Annotated in this window: 15 protein-coding genes; 14 read left to right on the plus strand and 1 reads right to left on the minus strand. The window is 27.8% G+C overall.

The features are described from left to right. The first annotated feature begins 24 nt into the window (after positions 1–24). The 10 genes from ACYUDJ_RS01100 (at position 25) to ACYUDJ_RS01145 (ending at position 15728) form a co-directional block, all read left to right on the plus strand. Entirely contained in the window at positions 25–1020 is a 996-nt protein-coding gene (locus tag ACYUDJ_RS01100) for a lipoate--protein ligase (RefSeq protein ID WP_043031883.1), read from the plus strand. Between the two features lie 387 nt (positions 1021–1407). Then, positions 1408–2553 (plus strand): betaine/proline/choline family ABC transporter ATP-binding protein, encoded by a 1146-nt coding sequence (locus ACYUDJ_RS01105; RefSeq protein WP_080333516.1) that lies wholly within the window; start codon positions 1408–1410, stop codon positions 2551–2553. Then, positions 2546–4129, plus strand: coding sequence for an ABC transporter permease/substrate-binding protein (locus tag ACYUDJ_RS01110; RefSeq protein WP_003486212.1), 1584 nt, complete (start codon positions 2546–2548; stop codon positions 4127–4129). Before ACYUDJ_RS01105 ends, ACYUDJ_RS01110 begins: the two co-directional genes overlap by 8 nt. A gap of 301 nt (positions 4130–4430) precedes the next feature. After that, entirely contained in the window at positions 4431–5060 is a 630-nt protein-coding gene (locus ACYUDJ_RS01115; RefSeq protein WP_003486211.1) for a TetR/AcrR family transcriptional regulator, read from the plus strand. 302 nt (positions 5061–5362) lie between these two features. Further along, positions 5363–5965 carry an MptD family putative ECF transporter S component gene (locus ACYUDJ_RS01120; RefSeq protein WP_003486210.1) on the plus strand — a complete coding sequence of 201 codons (603 nt, stop codon included), beginning with the start codon at positions 5363–5365 and terminating at the stop codon, positions 5963–5965. A gap of 2 nt (positions 5966–5967) precedes the next feature. After that, positions 5968–6648, plus strand: coding sequence for an energy-coupling factor transporter transmembrane component T (locus tag ACYUDJ_RS01125; protein WP_043031884.1), 681 nt, complete (start codon positions 5968–5970; stop codon positions 6646–6648). A gap of 10 nt (positions 6649–6658) precedes the next feature. After that, positions 6659–8035 (plus strand): ABC transporter ATP-binding protein, encoded by a 1377-nt coding sequence (locus tag ACYUDJ_RS01130; protein ID WP_043031885.1) that lies wholly within the window; start codon positions 6659–6661, stop codon positions 8033–8035. 1230 nt (positions 8036–9265) lie between these two features. Further along, a complete protein-coding gene (locus ACYUDJ_RS01135; RefSeq protein ID WP_003486206.1) occupies positions 9266–11380 on the plus strand; it encodes a type I restriction-modification system subunit M in 2115 nt (704 codons plus the stop codon). 5 nt (positions 11381–11385) lie between these two features. Next, positions 11386–12765, plus strand: coding sequence for a restriction endonuclease subunit S (locus tag ACYUDJ_RS01140; RefSeq protein ID WP_003486203.1), 1380 nt, complete (start codon positions 11386–11388; stop codon positions 12763–12765). Further along, on the plus strand, positions 12765–15728 hold the full coding sequence (locus ACYUDJ_RS01145) for a type I restriction endonuclease subunit R (RefSeq protein ID WP_003486201.1): 2964 nt from the start codon (positions 12765–12767) through the stop codon (positions 15726–15728). The genes ACYUDJ_RS01140 and ACYUDJ_RS01145 overlap by 1 nt, the downstream gene beginning before the upstream one ends. A gap of 296 nt (positions 15729–16024) precedes the next feature. Here the strand turns inward: ACYUDJ_RS01145 and ACYUDJ_RS01150 are convergent, their stop codons facing one another. Continuing rightward, positions 16025–16228, minus strand: a complete 204-nt coding sequence (locus ACYUDJ_RS01150; RefSeq protein ID WP_003486199.1) for a hypothetical protein — start codon at positions 16226–16228, stop codon at positions 16025–16027. Positions 16229–16514: 286 nt separating this feature from the next. On the opposite strand from ACYUDJ_RS01150, the gene thrC reads away from it, so the two are divergent. The 4 genes from thrC to ACYUDJ_RS01170 all read left to right on the plus strand — a co-directional run bounded on the left by thrC (position 16515) and on the right by ACYUDJ_RS01170 (position 22068). Next, a complete protein-coding gene (gene thrC / locus ACYUDJ_RS01155) occupies positions 16515–17996 on the plus strand; it encodes a threonine synthase (protein WP_003486197.1) in 1482 nt (493 codons plus the stop codon). A gap of 9 nt (positions 17997–18005) precedes the next feature. Next, positions 18006–18893, plus strand: a complete 888-nt coding sequence (gene thrB, locus ACYUDJ_RS01160) for a homoserine kinase (RefSeq protein ID WP_042385066.1) — start codon at positions 18006–18008, stop codon at positions 18891–18893. 226 nt (positions 18894–19119) lie between these two features. After that, positions 19120–20439 (plus strand): aspartate kinase, encoded by a 1320-nt coding sequence (locus ACYUDJ_RS01165; protein WP_043031886.1) that lies wholly within the window; start codon positions 19120–19122, stop codon positions 20437–20439. 351 nt (positions 20440–20790) lie between these two features. Beyond that, entirely contained in the window at positions 20791–22068 is a 1278-nt protein-coding gene (locus ACYUDJ_RS01170; RefSeq protein WP_003486192.1) for a homoserine dehydrogenase, read from the plus strand. Positions 22069–22586 lie beyond the last annotated feature (518 nt).

Consider the following 22586-nt stretch of genomic DNA (forward strand, 5'->3'; position numbering starts at 1 on the left):
AATCAAGTTATGGAGGTAAAAATAATGCAGTTTTTAGTAAATAAATCAACAAATCCTTTTTTCAATTTGGCTTTAGAAGAATATCTTTTAAAAAATGTAGATATTAAGAAAGACTATTTTATTCTCTGGCAAAATGAGCCTACAATTGTAATAGGAAAGCATCAAAATACATTAAAGGAAATTAATATGAATTTTGTAAAAGATAATAATATAAATGTAGTTAGAAGGAATTCTGGAGGAGGAGCTGTATATCACGATTTAGGTAATATAAATTTTACCTTCATAACTAAATATGATGAAAAACATTTGCTTGATTTTAAAACCTTTACCAATCCTGTAGTTTATTCTTTAGGTAAACTCAATGTAAAAGCAGAGTTATCAGGAAGAAATGATATTTTGATAGATGGAAGAAAAATATCAGGAAATTCTCAACACATATATAAAGATAGATTTCTTCATCATGGTACTTTATTGTTTAACTCTGAATTAGAAAACTTAGTAAAAGCCTTAAATGTAGACAATGATAAAATACTATCTAAGGGTATTGAATCAATAAAAAGTAGAGTAACAAACATTAAAGAACATGTAAAAGAAGATATTTTTATGGAGGAATTTAAAGAAATCCTTATAGAAAATATTTTTATATGGAATAAAAGTTCCCTTAAAGAGTACAATTTGACTAGTGAACATATTAGTGCAATAGAAAAATTAATGAAAGAAAAGTACATGACCTGGCAGTGGAACTATGGCGAGTCACCAGAATTTAATTACAGAAATTATAAAAGATTTCAAGGTGGTAAGCTCGAAGTATTATTGAATATTGTAGAGGGACATATTAATGAATGCAAAATATATGGCGATTTTTTAGGGGTAATGGATGTATCAGAAATAGAGAAAAAAATTATTGGGATAAAATATGGAGAAGAATATATAGATGAATTTTTAAAATCCATTGATATAAAGAAGTATTTTGGTACCATATATTTTGATGAAATAAAATCCTGTTTGGTAGAACTTTAAAAGCCTATTTATTTAGTTAATTTTTAAATGTTATTTCGAAAAGCACAGAATATATATTTATACGACAAATATAATATAATACATTGTTACAAAACATTAATATAAAAATTAGAAAGTTTATTTTAAAGTAAATAAGAAAGAGTATTTCGCTAAAAGTGAGATGCTCTTTTCTTTCTTATTTAGACAAAATATTTGTATTTTTTATATATAAAAATAAGTAATTAAAATAACAGTAATTATATATTCATATAAAGAAATATGTTATTAAAACTTGATAGCTATGATTTTTTGTGTTAGCATTAAAGGTACAACCTCTTGCTAAAATAAGTTGTTAGTATACAAAAAGTGTAATTTTAAACTAAAGAGAGGAAGGAGAGTGAAATATTTATGAAAAATACTATAATTGAATTTAAAAATATCAAAAAAAATTATAAAGATATTGTTGTAATAGAAAAATTTAATTTAGAAATAGAAAAAGGTAACTTAGTTGTATTAATAGGATCAAGTGGTTCTGGAAAGACTACATTGTTAAAAATGATAAATAGGCTAATAGAATCTACAGCAGGAGAAATATTGGTTAATGGAAAAAACATAAAGGAAATGGATCCAATAAAATTAAGACGAAGTATAGGATATGTAATTCAGCAAACAGGGCTTTTTCCACATCTTACAGTTAAAGAAAATATAGAAATAATACCAAAGCTTATGGGAAAATCTAAGGAAGAAATTGATAAAAAAACAAATGAATTATTAAATATGGTTGGATTAGATCCAGAAAAATATATGGATAGATATCCGGTTGAATTAAGTGGGGGGCAGCAACAGAGAGTTGGAGTTGCAAGAGCTTTTGCAGCGAATGCTGAAATAATTTTAATGGACGAGCCTTTTAGTGCGCTAGATCCTATAACAAGAACAGAACTTCAAGAGGAATTATTTAATATCCAGAAAGAATATAGAAAAACTATAGTTTTTGTTACACATGATATGGATGAGGCTTTAAATTTAGCAGATAAAATTTGTATATTGAAGGATGGAAAACTACTTCAATATGATACTCCAGAAAACATATTAAAAAATCCAGCAGGAGAATATGTTGAGGAATTTGTAGGTAAAAATAAAATATGGACTAAGCCGGAAATGATAAAAGCAGAGGATGTTATGATAACAAATCCAGTGACGGTTACTCCTAAGAGAAATCTACTTCAAGCAAGAGAGATAATGCGAGATAAAAAAGTGGACAGTTTACTAGTAATAGATAAAGAAAGAAATTTACTTGGTTATATAAAATTAGAATATATTCGAAAAATAAAAGAAAAAGATAAATTAGTTGAAGAAGTAATGAATAAAGAGCCAAAATGTGTTTTGGGAGACACTAATTTACCAGAACTTTTAGATAAATTCAATAGTTTGAAGATGGGATATTTGCCTGTAAGTAATAATGAAGGAAAACTTTTAGGCTTAATAACAAGAAGTAGTTTAATAGCAGTTTTAAGTAGTCAGTATATAGATATGGAGGGGATAATTGATGAATAATTTTATACAACAATTAATACTAAAAAGATCAGAAATATTCTCTCTTTTAATAGAACATATAGAACTTACTTTAATAGCAGTTTTAATAGCAGTAGTTATTGGAGTGCCCCTGGGTATAATTATTACTAAAAATAAAAAAATAGCTAATATAGTAATAGGCTTTGCAAATTTAACACAAGCTATACCAAGTTTAGCCATCTTAGGTTTTCTAATACCTTTAATAGGTATAGGATCAGGCCCTGCTATAACTATGGTTGTTTTATATTCTATGTTACCAATATTAAAAAATACTTATACAGGAATTACTAATATAAATCCAGATATGCTAGAAGCAGCAAAAGGTCTAGGGATGACAAATACTCAAACTCTTAAATTAATAAAAATACCTTTAGCAATGCCAATAATAATGGCAGGTATAAGAATAGCATCAGTAACAGCCGTTGGACTTATGACTATAGCAGCATTTGTAGGAGCAGGTGGACTTGGGTATTTAGTATTCTCAGGAATACAAACAGTAGATAATAATCTTATATTATTTGGTGCTATTCCGGCAGCTATATTAGCTTTAATAATAGATTGGATAACAGGAAGAATAGAAGAGGCAACTATGCCAAATGGTATAAAAAAAGCAGATGGTACAATGAAAGTAAAAAGAAATTCTTCAAATAAAAACAGGAAAAGAAATACTATAATAGCATCAATATTAGGAATTATTATAGTGTTAGCATTAATAGTTCCAAAGCTAATAGGACTAGGGGATAAAAAAGTAGTTATTGGTTCCAAAAACTTTACAGAACAGATTATCTTAGGTAATATATTGGAAGAATTAATCGATAATAAAACGGATATAAATGTTGAAACAAAGTTAAATTTAGGAGGAACTCAAGTAAGTTTTAATGCACTAAAAACTGGCGGAATAGATATGTATGTTGAATATACAGGTACTGCATATGGAAATATGTTAAACATTAAAAAACCTAATAGAGATAGACAGGCGGTTTATAATACAGTCAAAAAAGAGTTTAAAGAAAAGTTTGGAATTGAAGTCTTAAAGCCTATAGGTTTTAACAATACTTATGTAATGGCAACTACAAAAGAAATTGCACAAAAATATAATTTAAAAAACACATCAGATTTAGCAAATGTATCAAGTAAAATGATATTAGGACCAACAATAGAATTTGCAAATAGAGAAGATGGGATTGTAGGTCTTAATAAAGCATATGATATGAATTTTAAGGCTGTTAAACCAATAGATGGTGGATTAAGGTATAAAGCTTTAGTTAATAATGAAACTCAAATTATAGATGCTTTTACAACAGATGGGTTAATAGAACAGTTTAATTTAGTTCTTTTAGAGGATGACAAGCACTTTTTTCCAGACTATTATGCAGTTCCAATTGTAAAAGAAGAGACATTAAAAAAATTCCCAGAACTTAGGAAAGTCTTAGGAGAACTAGATGGAAGAATAACCGATGAAAAAATGAGGAGATTAAACTATGAAGTAGATGTAAATAAAAGGGACCCCAAAGAAGTAGCAAAAGAATTTTTGCAAAAAGAAGGGTTAATAGATTAAAAGTATATATTAAAAATTATGTAAAGAGTTTAATTACACATAATAAACTTAATACAGTACATTATTTAAAGCTTAATTAAAGATCAGAAAATTTATTTTAAAAGAAAAAAGGAGTATTTCACTAAAAGGTGATATACTCTTTTTAGTGTATTCACTATAATTAATAACTTAGTAGTAAGAGGTTTATAGATAAAATAATTACTGATAATAATTTTCAAAATTAATTGACATTGATATGCAGGTGTGGTAAGATAACACTGTTATGTAGCAACTTTTAAAAAGAAAGAAGAGATTGGGAATAATGAAAGATAAAACTGACACAAAAGAATTATTGCTTAAAGTGGCAAAAGAAGAGTTTTTATATAAGGGGTTTGAAAAAGCTTCTATGCGAACTATTTGCAAAAAAGCAAATGTAACTACAGGAGCAGCTTACTTCTTTTTTAAAGATAAAAATGATATATTTTATCACCTTGTTGGTAATGAGGCAAAAGTAATTTTAGATTATATAGTAGAAATTGAAAATGAGAATAAAATTATTCGTGATGATAAAAAAATATCCTTAGATAATGCTATTGATATTAATACATTACAGATTAAGGGTATTTTAAAATATATGTATGATAATTTTGATGTTTTTGTGCTTTTACTTTGCAAATCAACAGGTTCTTCTATGGAGAATTTTTATGACAGGATGGTAGAATCCTTTGAGAATTTAAATAGAGATTATATTATGAATAAGCGTGACACAGGTGAAATAGGTGTATACTTTGATGAGAATATCTTACATAATCTTGTGAGTTTACAAGTTTCAGCCATTGTAGAGCCAATTCGTCATCAGCTTCCTAAGGAAGAAGCATTAAAACAGGTTGATGCTATTGCCAGATTTTTTTATGGTGGATGGAATGAATTAATGAGATTAAAAAAGGCATAGTCTTTTTTTTGTTAATAGGTTAGTCTATGCTAACTATACTTTAAATAGTAGAGTGAGAACTCTTAATTTTTTAGTTATAACATAACGTTGTTATGTTATTATGTACAAGCTACAAATGAATTTCTGAAATTTGAGGAGATGAAAGTTCAAAGATATAGGGTGATTTAGGGAAGTAGTTCCATAATTCTTAAAAATAAGGTGTTTTTCTGTTATGAATATAGTCAAAATTAAAGTATTACATAAAGTTTATTTATCTATGGATAAACTTTTAAAAAAATATAATATATTAGGAGGAAAGTAAAATGTTAAAAACAGAAACAAATAAGCTACAGATCAAAGATTTAGTTACTATTGGTATTTTTTCAGCTATTTATTTTGTGGTTAATCTAATTGTTATGGTTTGTGGAGGTATTTCACCGATTATATGGATTTTTATGCCTGCCATTATTGGACTTCTTTGTGGTGTTATTTTTATGCTGATGACTGCAAAAGTTCAAAAATTTGGAGCTATATTAATTATGTCTATAATTACAGCACTGATTTATTTTGCAACAGGTCAATTTACGGTGGTGTTATTAGTTAGTTTTGCAATTGTTAGTATTATAGGGGAATTTATTCGTCGTGGATTTGGTTACAAAAGCTTTACAGGAAATTTGATTGCTTATGCTATCTTTTCACTTGGTATGACCGGGTCACCACTTCCTATTTGGTTATTTGGAGATAGTTTTTTAAAATCCATTATGGAACAAGGAATGTCTGCAAGTTATGTAGAGGGACTTAAAACTCTTACTTCTACAGGTATGCTGATGTCAATGTATGTTGCAACATTTATAGCTGCATTAATTGGTGGATTTATTGGTAAGTCTATGTTAAAAAAACATTTTAAAAAGGCAGGTATTGTTTAATAATGGCAAAGGAAAGTAAAAAAAATTTGCAAATGGATCCAAGAACCAAAATTATGCTTATTTTCATTGCAAACATAGTTGCTTTTGCAAATTCTTCTGTTTATATGGAAACATTAATAATAGTGGCTATCTCAGTATTGTTATTATTGTGTGGTTGTGGAAAATCTTCTATAAAATGGATTGGATTTTATGGAGCCTTATTGTTTATACAATATTATTTAATTCCAGTTATGCCCACCTTTCTTGCTGTTATGTTTTCTGTATTAGCTATTTATGCTAGGAAGCTACTTCCATGTATGATGATAGGAGGATTAATCATAAAAACAATACCAGTAAGATTAATAATTTTGTCATTACAAAAATGGAAGGTTCCACAAAAAATAATCATTCCACTATCCATTACTATACGCTATTTTCCAGCCATTAAAGAGGAAGTAACTCATATTAAAGAAGCAATGAAAATGAGGAAAATAAAAGGTGTTATAAGAAGAATGGAGTGTATGTATGTGCCTATGCTTATATCCGCTGCAAATACTGCGGAAGAGTTAAGTGCTGCAGCTATTACTAGAGGTATTGAAAATCCAGCACCTAAAACTAGTGTTGTTGATATACGGTTTCATATACAAGATTATATATGCCTTGGGATTGGAATTATTTTTATAGTAATCATAATGATGCAATAGGAGGTAGTATATGATACATATCAAAAATGTTTCTTTTAAATATTCAGAAGGAGAAGAGTATCAATTAAAAAATATTAATCTTCATATAAAGTCTGGAGAATGTGTTTTACTATGTGGGAAAAGTGGATGCGGTAAAACCACAATAACAAAGATTATTAATGGACTAATTCCACATTTTATAAGAGGGGAGTTTGAAGGTAAAGTTATTTCAGCTGGGATGGATGTAGAAAATACAAAAATGTATCAGTTATCCTCTAAAATAGGTTCTGTATTTCAAAATCCAAAATCTCAGTTTTTTAACATAGATTCTGATAGCGAGTTAGCTTTTTGTTTGGAAAACGATGGAAGGGAACCCGGATATATAAAGAAAAGGGTTTCTGATACTATTAATGATTTGCAGATAGAAAGACTAGTGAATAGAAATATTTTTACTATGTCCGGTGGAGAAAAACAGGCCCTTGCCTTTGCATCCATATATACAGTGAATCCAGAAGTTTACGTATTGGATGAACCAACGGCTAATCTAGATCAAAAATCTATACAAATATTAAAAAAACAACTAGAAAAAATCAAAAGTCTTCGCAAAACAATTGTGATTGCAGATCATCGTCTTTATTATCTTGCAGATATAATTGATAGGGCTGTATATATGGACAAGGGTAAAATTGTTCGTATTTTTCAAAGAGAAGAATTTTTAGCTTTAAAAGATGACGATAGAATAAAAATGGGATTAAGAATGATAAAAAACACAGAAACAAAACATTCTAAGTGTGTAATATCAAATAAAGCTGATTTAGTTGTTTCAGGTCTTTCCTATTCAATTAAGAAAAATCCTATTTTTCAAGACATTAGTTTTTCAGCAAATGAAGGAGAAGTTATTGGTATTTTAGGTAACAATGGCACCGGTAAAACAACTCTTATGCGTTGTCTTGCAGGGTTAATAAAAGAAAGTAAGGGTACTGTAAAGTTAAATGAAAAGTGTTTAAATGGTAAACAACGTAATAGAGCTTGCTATATGATTATGCAGGATGTAAATCATCAATTGTTTTCAGAAAGTGTATGGAATGAGTGTACACTATCATTAGAAGAAATAAGAGAAGAGGTTATATTAGATATTTTAAAGAAATTTAATTTACATATTTACAAAGACAATCATCCTATGGCATTATCCGGGGGACAGAAACAGCGTTTAGCCATTGCTACAGGACTTTTAACAGATAAAAAAATTTTGATTTTTGACGAACCAACCAGCGGATTAGATTATGAAAATATGTTGGTAGTTAGTAAAATGATAAAAAAATTATCAAAGGAAAATCATATTATATTTATTGTAACTCATGATATGGAGTTTTTAGAGATTACTTGTAATAAAACTATAATAAATTAGGAATAATAATGTGATATTTAATATGTTTTTATGGTTTATTATGTGTAATAAAATATTAAAATTATTTAGCATTAGTCACAACTATTGTTTCAGGAATACCTTTTCCTAAATCAAATTTTGTATGAACTTTAATTCCAGCTTTCGAAGCTAAGCTATACACGTACTAATAGTTGAAGAATCTATTAAAGTTCTAAGATGATTTTCTATAGTCAAATAATTGATATTTAACTTATAAGGAGCTATTTTGAAGGATTTCCAATCGATTAACTCTATAAATTTTTGAAACAACATAGTATAATTATATTTATTAATAATTAGCAACCTCCTTGCTATGTATTTGGTGCTACTTATACTAAAGCAAAGGTTGCTAATTTTTTCATTATAAAATTAATGGATAATCTTCATAAACTTTCATATTAATTTTGTCAATAGTATTTCTAAATGTTGAACGTTAGTGCTAAAAAATATTGAAAACGATTATGAAAGATGATATATTATAAATAGTGTTAATAATGTATATGGAAGATAAGTATTTATTTTGCCAGATATAGGTTAATATGAAAAAGGTTAATGATATATAGTAGATAATTTAATAATTGCTTGGTGGAATGGATAGAAAATAATGATTTATTTAGCTAGATATAGCCAACATAATTAGTTTACTTATGTGAACTAACTATGTTGGTTTTTTGTGTTTTGAATACCGCTGGTTTTATTAGTGGTCCTGACTACTTTGGTGAGTTTAGTATAACTGTAAAAAAATAATACTTTTTTTAATATTCTACCATGAAATTGCATATTTCTAATTTATTAATATTATTAGATATTTATTTCATATTATTTAGAGTACTTGTACAAAATTTATGATATTATATAATATATATATAAATATGTATACAGAGTATGGGGAGAATAAATTTTATGGTGAAATAAATATGGATTTTTCGAAAAACTATAGTGGAAATATCTATAGTTTTTTATATGTTTGTCGAAAAGTTATATAAAAATATCTATAGTTTTTTATGGGAATTTCGAAAAGGTATAGTGGAAATCTATATAACTTTTATAGGTATTTTCATAAGTTGTTGTTAAATAGCTACTTTCTCAAATTTTATGGAACCCAAAAAATAAGTTCATAATATAAGAGGAATTGTGATGAGCTGATACAATTATTATTTTAATTTAGAAGAAAATTTATAATATATATTATATATATTGGAGGAAAAATACATGGATAATCAAATAGTAAACTTTATATGGAGTATTGCAGATGATTGCTTGCGTGATGTATATGTTCGTGGTAAATATAGAGATGTAATTTTACCTATGACTGTAATTAGAAGGCTTGATGCTGTTCTTGAACCAACAAAAGAAGCAGTATTACAAATGAAAAAAAAATTAGATAAAGCAGGTATAGTAAATCAAACTTCAGCACTTTGTAGTGTGGCAGGGCAAGCCTTTTGTAATACATCACCTTTCATGCTTAAAGATTTAAAATCAAGGGTAAAGCAACAACAATTAAAGCTAGATTTTATTACATATTTAGATGGTTTTTCACCTAATGTTCAAGAAATACTTGAAAAATTTAAATTTAGAAACCAAATAGATACAATGATTGAAGCTGATATATTAGGATCAGTAATTGAAAAATTTGTTGATCCTCGTATAAATTTAAGTGTAGAACCAGTTCTTGACGATAATGGAGAAGTTAAATTACCGGCTCTTGAGAATCATACTATGGGTAGTATTTTTGAAGAACTTATCCATAAATTCAATGAAGAAAATAATGAACAGGCAGGAGAACATTTCACTCCTCGACATGTTGTTGAACTTATGGCAGACATAACTTTTTTACCGGTGGTAGATAAAATAAAAGATGGTTCTTATCTTGTATATGATGGTGCTTGTGGTACTGGTGGAATGCTTACTATTGCAGAAAAAAGACTACAAGAACTTGCAAAGGAGAATAATAAACAAATTTCTATAAATTTATATGGGCAAGAGATCAACCCAGAAACTTATGCTATAACTAAAGCAGATATGCTGCTAAAGGGTGAAGGTAAGCAGGCTGATAATATTGCCTATGGATCTACCTTATCTAATGATAAATTTTCAACTACAAATTTTGATTTTATGCTTTCAAATCCACCTTATGGTAAGAGCTGGAAAACAGACTTAAATAAATTAGGTGGAAAAGAACATATTACAGATCCTCGTTTTGCAGTAACGCATAATAACGAATCCGATTTTAAAATGATTCCTCGTTCTAGTGATGGACAATTATTATTCTTAGCGAATAAAATAAGTAAAATGAAACAAAACACAGAGCTTGGAAGTAGAATTGTAGAAGTACATAATGGGTCATCTTTATTCACGGGGGATGCAGGACAAGGTGAAAGTAATTTAAGAAGATATATTATAGAGAATGATTGGCTAGAAGCTATAATAGCATTGCCTGAAAATATGTTCTATAACACTGGTATTGCAACATTTATTTGGGTAGTTGCTAATAGAAAACCTAAACATAGAATGGGAAAGGTACAACTTATAGATGCTACAGATCTAAAAAGTCCTCTTAGAAAAAATCAAGGAAATAAAAATTGTGAATTAACACCTGAAATAAGAAAAGTAATAACTGATATACTTATAAATTTTGAAGAAAATGATAAATCAAAAATATTTGATAATAAGGAATTTGGTTATTGGAAAATAACCGTTGAAAAGCCACTACGTTTAAGTGTGGATTTATCTAAAGAAAACATAGAAGAATTCAGTAAAATATGTGAAGAACAAAAAGATACAGAACTCATGGATATAATTTATACTTTAGGAGATAAATTTCAACATAAAAAACTAACGAATTATAATCTGTTCTTAGATGAACTAAAAAAAATAGCTTCAAATTTAAATATTAAGCTGTCTTCAAAGAGATTAAAGCTTGTTAAAAATAATCTGGCAAAGGTTGATGAAGTAGCAGAAAAGGTAATAAAGAGAATAATCAAACCAGGAAAAGTAGAAAAAAATCCTTTGTATGGATTATTTAATGAAAATATTGAAGATGAATACCATATTGTAGAATATGAAGCAGATAGTAATTTAAGAGATACAGAGGAGATACCATTATTACATGAAGGTGGTATCGAAAAATTCTTTAAAGATGAAGTGTTACCTTTTAATAAAGATGCTTGGATAGATAAAAGTAAAACTCAAATAGGCTATAAAATAAGTTTTTCAAAATACTTTTACAAGCCAATTAAGCTAAGAGATCTTAATGAAATAAAGGCAGATATTAAGATACTTGAATCGGAAACCGATGGACTTTTAAATGAGATTATAGGAGGTTAAGTTCAATGAAAAATCAAAAATTACAGATTCATAATGAACTTAGACCTTACGAAGATTATAAAAAGACTGAGTTATTATGGTTAGATTATATACCTAAGCATTGGAACATGATAAGAAATAAAAATGTAATGAAGGTAGAAAAAGAAATAGTAGGACGAAATCACAGTAAATATACTCTTTTGTCATTAACAAAAAGAGGAATAATACCACGTGATTTAGAAAATGCAAAGGGAAAATTTCCGAAAGACTTTGAGGCATATCAAGTAGTAAATCCAAATAATATAGTGTTTTGCTTATTTGATATGGATGAAACTCCACGAACAGTTGGTTTATCCTCAATGAAGGGAATGATTACTGGTTCATATAATGTTTTTAAAATAGAAAATATTAATGAAAAATATTTATATTATTATTATTTGTCACTAGATAATAGCAAAAAACTTAGATCGCTTTATACTGGACTTAGAAAAGTAATTCATATAGAGACATTTTTAAGAACAAAAATGCCTAACCCACCTATGGAAGAGCAAAAGCAAATAGTCAAATATTTGGATTGTAAGCTTAGTAAGATAAGAAAATTTATAAAAGAAAAGAAAAAAATTATAGATTTACTAAAACAACAAAAGAAAGTATTTATAAATGAAGCAATAATAGGAAAAATAAAAATTGAAAATGGAGAATGTAAAGTTAGATATAAGTCAGAAATGAAGCCAAGTGGCATACAGTGGGTAGAGGAGATCCCGAACCATTGGATAAAGTGTAAATTAAAGCATTTAGGAAAATTTAAAAGTGGAGATAGTATAACTTCTTCACAAATTGATATGAAAGGAAAGTATCCTGTTTATGGAGGAAATGGACTAAGGGGATATTTTGATAAATATACACATGATGGTAATTATTTGCTTATAGGCAGACAAGGAGCTCTCTGTGGTAATGTTCATTTAGTGAAAGGAAGGTTTTGGGCTTCAGAACATGCAGTTGTAGTAACAACAAATTCAAATGTTAATGTGGATTGGGCCAAATATTTAATTGAAACAATGAATCTAAATCAATATTCTCAATCTGCTGCTCAGCCTGGATTAGCTATAGAAAGGATTATAAATATTTATACAATGCTTCCACCTATAGAAGAACAGAAAAAAATAGTAGATTATATTATAAGAATAACAGATAAAATTGATAAAAGTATCTTACATATTAATAAAGAAATTTCGCTCATTACCGAATATGGTATACGTCTTATTTCAGACATAGTTATAGGAAAAGTTGATGTTAGAAATATTCCAGTAGATGAATTTATTCCAGAAGAGGATATTACTCATGAAATAGAAGATGAAATAATTCATAATAGGGAGGAAGCAGATATAAAGGAGATCGAATTGTAATGATAAGTAATACTAATACAAAGGAAGAGAAGCTTGAAACCCTTATTGTGAATTATCTTCAGCGTAACAATGGTTATGAATTAGGAACAAATATTGATTATAATAAAGAGTATGCAATTGATGAAAATAGATTATTTGAATTTTTAAAAGAGACTCAACCAGAAAAACTTCAAATTTTAGGCGTATTAAGTAGTGAGATGAATAAAGTTAAGTTTTTAAATAAATTACAGGATAAAATTACAAAAGATGGCATTATAAATGTGCTTAGGAATGGATTTAAAATATATCCTGTGAATTTAGATTTATATTATTTAATTCCAACGGAAGAAAATTCTAAGGCAGCAGAATTGTATTCTAAGAATATTTTTAGTGTTATAAGACAGCTTAAGTATTCAAGAGATAATACAAAGTTTGCTATAGATTGCGTTATATTTATAAATGGACTTCCTATAATAACTTGTGAGTTTAAAAATAATTTAACAAAACAAAATTTAGGTGATGCAGCATATAGATATAAAATAGATAGAAATCCAAAGGAGACTTTATTTGGATTTGGAAGATGTATGGTCCATTTTGCAGTGGATGACAATGAAATTAAGATGTGTACAAAATTAAATGGGAAAAAGTCTTTATTTTCACCCTTTAACAAGGGATATAATAATGGCGCAGGAAATCCACCTAACCCTAATGGTATAAAAACAGATTATTTATGGAAAAAAATATTAAGTAAAAATGAACTTTCAAATATTATAGAGAATTATGCTCAAATAATTGAAGAAAAAGATGAAGAAACGAAAAGGATAAATAGAAAGCAAGTATTTCCTCGTTTTCATCAGCTTTCAGTTGTGGAAGCTATTTTAAATGATGTAAAAGCTAAGGGGATGGGGCAAAAATATTTAATTCAGCATAGTGTAGGTAGTGGAAAATCAAATTCTATAGTATGGCTTTCACATAAGCTTGTGGATGTAAAAAAAAGGGGTAAAAATATATTTGATTCTATTATTATAGTTACAGATAGAATAAACCTGGATAAACAAATTAAAAATACTATTAAAGGTTTTGTGCAAATGAGGAATACTGTAGGTCACGCAGATAGCTCTGGAGATTTAAGGAAACTTCTTGAAAATGGTAAAAAAATTATTATAACTACAGTTCATAAATTTCCTTATATACTTAATGGTATAGGAAATGATCATAGAAAGAGTAATTTTGGAATTATTATTGATGAAGCACATTCAAGTCAAAGTGGAAATATGTCTGCAAAGATGAACATGACTTTATCAGAAGTGTATGATGAGAGTGATGAGGACAAGATTCTTAAAATATTAGAAGGACGTAAAATGCTTACTAATGCAAGCTATTTTGCTTTTACAGCTACACCTAAAAACAAAACCTTGGAAATGTTTGGAATTCCTTATAAGGATAATGGAAAGATAAAGCATAGACCTTTTCATGTTTATACTATGAAACAAGCAATAGAGGAAGGGTTTATCATTGATGTACTTAAAAATTATACAACAATAAATAGTTATTATAAACTTGCAAAAAGTATAGAAGATGATCCTTTATTTGATAAAAAGAAGACTCAAAACAAACTGCGTAGATATGTTGAGTCTAATGAAAAAGCTATAGAATTAAAAGCTGAAATTATGATTGACCATTTTCTTAATCAAGTTATAGCAAAGGGGAAAGTAGGAGGAAAAGCTCGTGCTATGGTAGTTACAGGGAGCAAAGAAAAGGCCATTAGATACTATTATGCTATTTCAGATTATCTAGTAAAAAGAAAAACTCCTTATAAAGCAATTGTAGCGTTCTCCGGTGAGTATGAATTTGGTGGTGAAAGGCTTAGCGAAAGTAGTATTAATGGATTTCCAAGTAATGAAATTGAAATGAAGCTAAGACATCATCCTTATAGAATTTTAGTAGTTGCTAACAAATTTCAAACGGGTTACGATGAACCCTTGCTTCATACAATGTATGTGGATAAAGTCATAACAGATATTAATGCAGTGCAGACTTTATCAAGATTAAATAGAGCTCATCCTCAAAAACATGATACTTTTATTTGGGACTTTGCAAATGACATAAATGCAATAAAGGAAGCTTTCTCAAAATATTATCAAACAACTATTTTATCTGATGAAACAGACCCAAGTAAACTTAATGAAATAAAAAGAGAGATTAAAAAATATGAAGTTTTTAGTGAGTATCATGTAAAAACCATAGTATATCTTTATTTAAATGGTGCAGGTAAAGAGCAACTTGATCCACTTCTTGATGTTTGTGTTAAAACTTATAAGGAAGATTTAGATGAAGATGAACAAGTTAATTTTAGAAGTAAGGCTAAAGCTTTTATAAGAAACTATGGATTTTTAGCTTCTATTCTACCTTATGGCAATTCAGAATGGGAAAAGTTATGTATATTTTTAAATATGCTAATACCTAAACTTCCTACATCCCAAAAGGAGGAAGATGATTCAAAAGGAATACTAGAATCAATAGATTTAGATAGTTATAGGGCAGAAGCACAAGCTACTATCTCAATAGTACTTGAAGATAAAGAAAGCTACGAAATAAATCCTGTTGTTACCTCAAATCATAGAGGTGTAAAGGAACCTAAGCTGGATTTATTAAGCAATAGATTGTCAAATTTTCATGAACTTTTTGGGAGTATACCTTGGGAGAATGAGGAGGGTGTAAAAAAACAGATTGCAAGGATACCAGAAATGGTGGCAAAAGATAAAGAGTATCAAAATGCCATGAAAAATTCTGATAAACAAAACGCTAAAATTGAAAGTCAAAAAGCATTAAATAAAGTTATGATTTCTTTGATGTATAACAATATGGAAATTTTCAAACAATTTAACGATAATTCATCCTTCAATCAATGGCTTTCAGATATGGTGTTTAATGTTACTTATAATACAAAAGGGGAGGTTTACTCTGGAATGGTAACAATATAAAAATAAGATTTAAGAGAGCGCACAGTGATGTAAAAAGTCATTGTGCTTTTTTATCCGTAAAAGAGTTATAAAATAGTGATACTATAAGTTATAATAGAATATATGAAAAAGAAAATTTATATGTGATGCCTCCTATTTTGGACAATATCTCATTTGCTTTGAGGAAGTTCATATATCCAAGCAGCATTATCGGCGTGAGTATATTTTGAATAAGGTAATGTTTTGCAGGATTACTAGCTTTAATAGTATAGTATCCTTTAGTAATGAACTTTAGTTTAGGAATTGAAGAGAGATTTTCAACATTTTCTAATCTCCATAAAAAGATGATGATTAATATCTGTTACTTGATGTATACTATCAGAATCAAATCGTCTAATTAATTCACTAATTTGTGATTGATCTGGTGTTTTATCAATATCAAACATATTTAGAGCTAGTTTTTCTACTCCCATCTTTTCATTGGTGTATTTGGTGGTTTCACAACCACTTGCTATAGACATGATAATTGATATGGAGTTTTGGGAATTACTTGTAATACAACAATAATAAATTAGGAATAATAATATGAAGAAGTGTGGTTATTAAAAATAGCTACACTTTTTATTTTTTATATATTTAATAAATTATAAGTAAATTTAAAAAAATGTATTTTATATAAAAACACTTGACTTTATATCAAAGACAATATAATATATATGTTATAACTTTAATATTAACAAAACAGGAAAAAATAGAAAATGGAATAAAGCATATTAAGATATATTTCATTAAAAGGGGGCTAATAATTTGTTTTATAAAAGTACCAGAGGAGAAGGAAAAAATGTTAAAGCATCAGAGGCAATAATTAGAGGAATAGCTGAAGATGGAGGGTTATATGTACCACAAGAGTTTCCTAAAATAGATAAGAGTTTTAAAGAATTAGGAAACATGAATTATAAAGAATTAGCATTTTATATTATGAAAAAATATTTTGATGATTTTAATGAAGAGGAACTTAAGGAATGTATAAATAGAGCCTATAATAGTAAGTTTGAAAATCCTCTTATAGCACCATTAAATTATAAGGCAGGAGCATATTTTTTAGAGCTTTATCATGGTAAAACATTAGCTTTTAAGGATATGGCCTTAAGTATACTTCCTCACCTTTTAAAAACCTCAGCAAAAAAGATGAATATAACTAAAGACATAGTTATATTAACAGCTACTTCAGGAGACACTGGAAAGGCTGCCCTAGAGGGTTTTGATAGTGTAGAGGGCACAAAAATAGTAGTGTTTTATCCTAAAAATGGGGTAAGTGAAATTCAAAGAAGACAAATGATTACACAAGAGGGAAAAAATACTTTTGTAGTAGGTATAGAGGGAAATTTTGATGATGCTCAAAGTGGAGTTAAGGAAATATTTAGCCATAGGGAATTTAATGAGTTACTGAATGAAAATGGTTATATCTTTTCCTCTGCCAATTCTATAAATATAGGAAGACTAGTGCCTCAAATAGTATATTATGTTTATTCTTATGTAAACCTACTTAAAGATAAAAAAGTAGGGGAAGGAGAAAGTATAAATATAGTTGTTCCTACAGGAAATTTTGGTAACATTCTAGCGGCTTTTTATGCCAAGAATATGGGAATACCAGTTGGAAAATTAATTTGTGCATCCAATGAAAATAAAGTGTTAACAGACTTTATAAATACTAGAATCTACAATAGAAGAAGAAATTTTTCTGTGACTAACTCTCCTTCTATGGATATTCTAATATCTAGTAATTTGGAAAGATTCTTGTATGAAATAAGTGGAAGAGATTCACGTCTTGTAAGAAATCTTATGACAGAACTTAAAGAAAAGGGTAAATATGAGATAACAGAGGAAATGAAGAAAAGATTAGATATATTATATGGAGATTTTGCAAGTGAAGATGATACACTTAAAACTATTAAAAAGGTTTATGAAAGTTCTGATTATCTTATAGATACTCATACTGCAGTAGCATATGAGGTTTATGAAAAATATAAAAATAAAACAGGAGACCATAGGATTACTATAATAGCATCCACTGCAAGCCCATTTAAATTTCCAAGGAGTATAAATGAAGTATTAAATATAGGAAATGATAGTGCCTCAGATTTTGAATTAGTTAATTTATTTTCAGATAAATTAAATTTAAAGTTGCCTAAAGGATTAGAAGGACTAGAGGAAAAAGAAATTTGTCATAAGGTCACTTGTAAAAAGGATGAAATGGAAAAAGTAATTAAAAATTTTTTAGGGATATAGGTGATTAAAATGATAGAAGTTAGAGTACCTGCTACAAGTGCAAATATAGGACCAGGTTTTGATTGTTTAGGTGTAGCAGTAAATATGTATAATAAATTCTTTGTAGAAGAAATTAAAGAGGGACTTATTTTTGAAGGCTGTGAGGACAAATTTAAAAATGAGGACAACTTAATATATGTAGCTATGAAAAAGTGTTTTGATAAAATTGGATACAAACCTACTGGGTTAAGGATAAAAATGGAAAGTGATATACCTGTATCTCGGGGTCTTGGAAGTAGTGCTGCCTGTGTGGTAGGAGGTATAGTTTCTGCCAATGAATTAGCTGGTAGGGTTTTAAATAAAAAAGAACTTTTAGATTTAGCAGTGGAAGTGGAGGGCCATCCAGACAATGTAAATCCAGCCTTTTGTGGGGGGATGACTGTTTCCATATCTGATAATAAGGAGATAATTTATAGTAAAGTAAAGGTAAGTGAAGGGATTAAGTTTTGTGCACTTATACCAGATTTTACTTTATCTACAGAGAAGGCAAGGACAGTGCTTCCTAAAAGTATAGATTATAAAGATGGAATATTTAATGTAGGAAGAACTGCACTTATGGTATCCGCATTGAACAATGGTGATTTTCATTTAATAAAATATGCTTGTAAGGATAAATTACATCAGGATTATAGAGCAAAACTTATAGAAAATTTTTATTCAATAAAAAAACAGTGTGAAAAACTAAATTCCTTAGGGGTATTTTTAAGTGGAGCAGGTCCAACAATTATGGTTATGATTAAAGAAGAGGAAAATTATTTTTCAAAAAATATTAAAGTTTTTCTAGATACTTTAAAAAATAAGTGGGAAGTTAGGGAACTTAAGATAGATAATATAGGAACTATAATAAACAATAATTAGTGTTAAAGTAAATAAATTTAAAAAAGAAATTAAGTACTTTTAAGCACAATAATTGCAATATTTATAATTTTAAAAGAAAAATATAGTGTTAGTAGTTGCAAAAATAACATAAAATTTTTAAATTATACTTAGTAGTTGGTACTAGGTGGTAAAATAAGTTTTAATATTCTATTTACTAGCCACCATCCACTACTCACTAATTCATATATAGGGGGCTTAAAATAAAATGGAAAAAGTAGTTGTAGCTAAGTTTGGAGGAAGTTCGCTTTCAAACAGTGAACAGTTTAGAAAGGTAAAAAATATAGTTTATGATAATGAAAACAGGAAATATATAGTACCTTCAGCACCAGGTAAAAGATTTAAAAAGGATTATAAAATAACAGATCTTTTATATTTATGTCATGCACATAGAGAAAGTGGTATATCTTTTGATGATGTATTTATACATATAGAGGAAAGATATTTAAATTTGGCAAAGAAACTACAGGTTAAAGTAGATATAAAAAATAAATTAGAAGAAATAAAGGGGGAAATTGAAGCAGGTGCTTCAAGAGATTTTGCAGCTAGTAGAGGGGAATATTTAAACGGATTAATTTTAGCTGATTATTTTAATTATGAATTTATAGATGCAGCCGATATTATACATTTCAAAAAATATGGAAGTTTAGATTTAGAAAAAACAGAAAAAGCAATAAAAGAAAAAATTAAGAACGTAAAAAAAGCTGTTATACCAGGTTTTTATGGATCACTACCTAATGGAACTATAAAGACTTTTTCAAGAGGTGGTTCTGATGTAACAGGAGCTATAGTAGCTAGAGCTGTGGATGCTTGTCTTTATGAAAATTGGACAGATGTTTCAGGGTTTTTAGTTGCGGACCCTAATATTATAGATAATCCGAAACCTATAGAGATAATAAGTTATAAGGAACTTAGAGAACTTTCTTATATGGGGGCAAAGGTCCTTCATGAAGAGAGCATATTTCCTGTAAGAGATGTAAAAATTCCTATAAATATAAAGAATACAAATAAACCAGAGGATAAAGGTACATTAATTGTGGATGATGATAAAGCTTTAAATTATACTGGATCTATTACAGGCATAGCAGGTAAAAAAGGATTTACAGTTATAGCTATACACAAAATGCTTATGAATTCAGAATTAGGATTTTGTAGAAAACTTTTATCTATATTAGAAGAAAATGGAGTAGCCTTTGAAAATATTCCTTCAGGTATAGATTCTGTATCATTAGTAATAGAAGATAGTCAGCTTGGTAATAAGTTAGATATTATACTAGAGGAAATTAAAAGACAGTGCAACCCAGATTCTTTAGAAGTTCATGTTAATATGGCGCTGATTGCCACAGTGGGGAATGGAATGAATAGAACTAAGGGAATATCTGCAAAGATATTTAAAGGACTTTTAGAAGCCGATGTAAATATAAGAATGATTAATCAAGGCTCTAGTGAAATAAATATTATTGTGGGTGTGGAAAATGATGATTTTGAAAAGGCTGTAAGGGGCATATATAAAGCTTTTATAAATTAGTTTTATAAATTTATGTAGAAATGTTAGAAAAACTTATTATATCAGTATTAATAATATTATTAATTTTAAAAAGCTTTAAGTTCTATAAAGTTAAACTCTTATATTATGTATGATATTTTTAAAAGTTTTTATTATAAATAATTTATAAATTGATATAGTTTTGAGAAACATGGTAATAAAGTTAAATGTAGAAAAGTAATTTTCAAAATAAAATCAATTTTAAAATAGAAATTATTTGATATTTTGTATAAGGGAAAATATGTGATTTAAAAGGATTTTTAATTTAAGAGTAGATTGAAAAAAGAATTTAAAAATTAGAAAGCTGTTTGCAAAAAAAAGGGGGCAAAAATTGTGGAAAAAGTTAAAATTGCGTTATTAGGATTAGGAAATGTAGGTAAAGGTGTTTGGAATATATTAAAGACAAACAAAGAAGCTATAATTAAAAGAGCCGGTTATGATATAGAAATATCAAAAATATTGGTAAAAGATATAAATAAACAAAGAGGAATAGAAGTACCTAAAGAATTATTAACTACAGATGTGGAAGAAATATTTAATGATGATAGTATAAAAATTGTAGTAGAGGTTATAGGTGGGCTAGAGCCTGCTAAAGAATATATACTAAGATCTATAAGGAATAAAAAGCATGTTATAACTGCTAATAAGATGCTTATTGCAACTAATGGTAAAGAAATTTTTAAAGAGGCTGAAAAACAGGGGGTAATTGTGAATTTTGAGGCTAGTGTAGCTGGAGGAATTCCTGTAATAAATAGTATAAATGAAAGTTTAACTGCAAATAAAATAGAGGAAATTGTAGGTATAATTAATGGGACTACAAATTATATACTAACTAAAATGACTTTAGAAGGTATGAGCTTTCAAGAGGCACTTAAAGAAGCACAGCAAAAGGGATATGCAGAAGCAGATCCAACTTCTGATGTAGAAGGATATGATGCAGTTTATAAATTAGCTATTTTAACTACTTTAGCCTTTGAAACAAATGTAGATGTAGAAGATATATATGTAGAAGGTATAACTAAGATAAAAGCAAAGGATATAGAATATGCAAAGGAATTGGGATATGTTATAAAACTATTAGCTATAGTTAAAGAAGTTAATGAAAAGCTTGAACTTAGGGTTCATCCTACAATGATACCATCAATTCATCCTTTGGCCAATGTTAATGATTCTTTTAATTCAATTTTTATTAAAGGTAATGCAGTTGGCGATTTAATGCTTTATGGAAGAGGAGCAGGAGAACTTCCTACAGGTAGTGCAGTGGTTGGCGATATAATATCTGTTGTAAGAAATGAAGGTGTGCCTCAAATAGATAAAAACTATAATAATAAAGAGGTAGCACCAGTAGAAAGTATTAAATCTCAATATTATTTAAGAATTTCTGTAAAAGAAAAACCAGGAGTTTTAGCAAAAATTACTGCTATATTAGGAGAAAATAAGGTAAGTATTCTATCCTTTATACAGAAACCTAAAAAAGAAGATTTTGTATCCATAGTGTTGGTAACTTATGATACTTTGGAAGGAAATATAAATAAATCCATAGAAGAAATAAAACACTTAGAGGTAGTAGACAAGATAAAAAGTGTTATAAGAATTGAAAATTTAAGTTAATCCAAAGATGATTTCTCAAAATAAAATGTATTTAATTTTAATACTTTAGGAAATTCAAATTAATTTATAAAAATATAATTTAAAAAAAGAATATATCTACTATATAGGCATTCTCTATATAGTAGATATATTCTTTTTATTTTTGAAAGTAAATATCTTTAATATACACTTTTTTATGTATATTTAGAAAATTAATAAAATTAAAATATATGAATGAATTATATTCACAGTATATTAAAAAAAGTTTTTTTTATATTGAAAATGACGGAGGAAAGATATAAAAATATATATTTAAAATATTTATTATATGTATTTAAATGTATATTTGACAATAAATTCCATGAGAAAATTCTAAAAAATATTTTAGCTTTAGGATAAAATCTATAAAATTATAAAAGAATAAAACCGTATATTTCCTTGTAATATATTGATAAATAAAGGTAAAAAATGATTTAAAAAGTTTTTTTTGACGCCAAAAGAAATTTATGGTATAGTTTTTTTGTGCAAATTTTGATGTA

This window comes from Clostridium sp. CTA-6 (assembly GCF_054768115.1).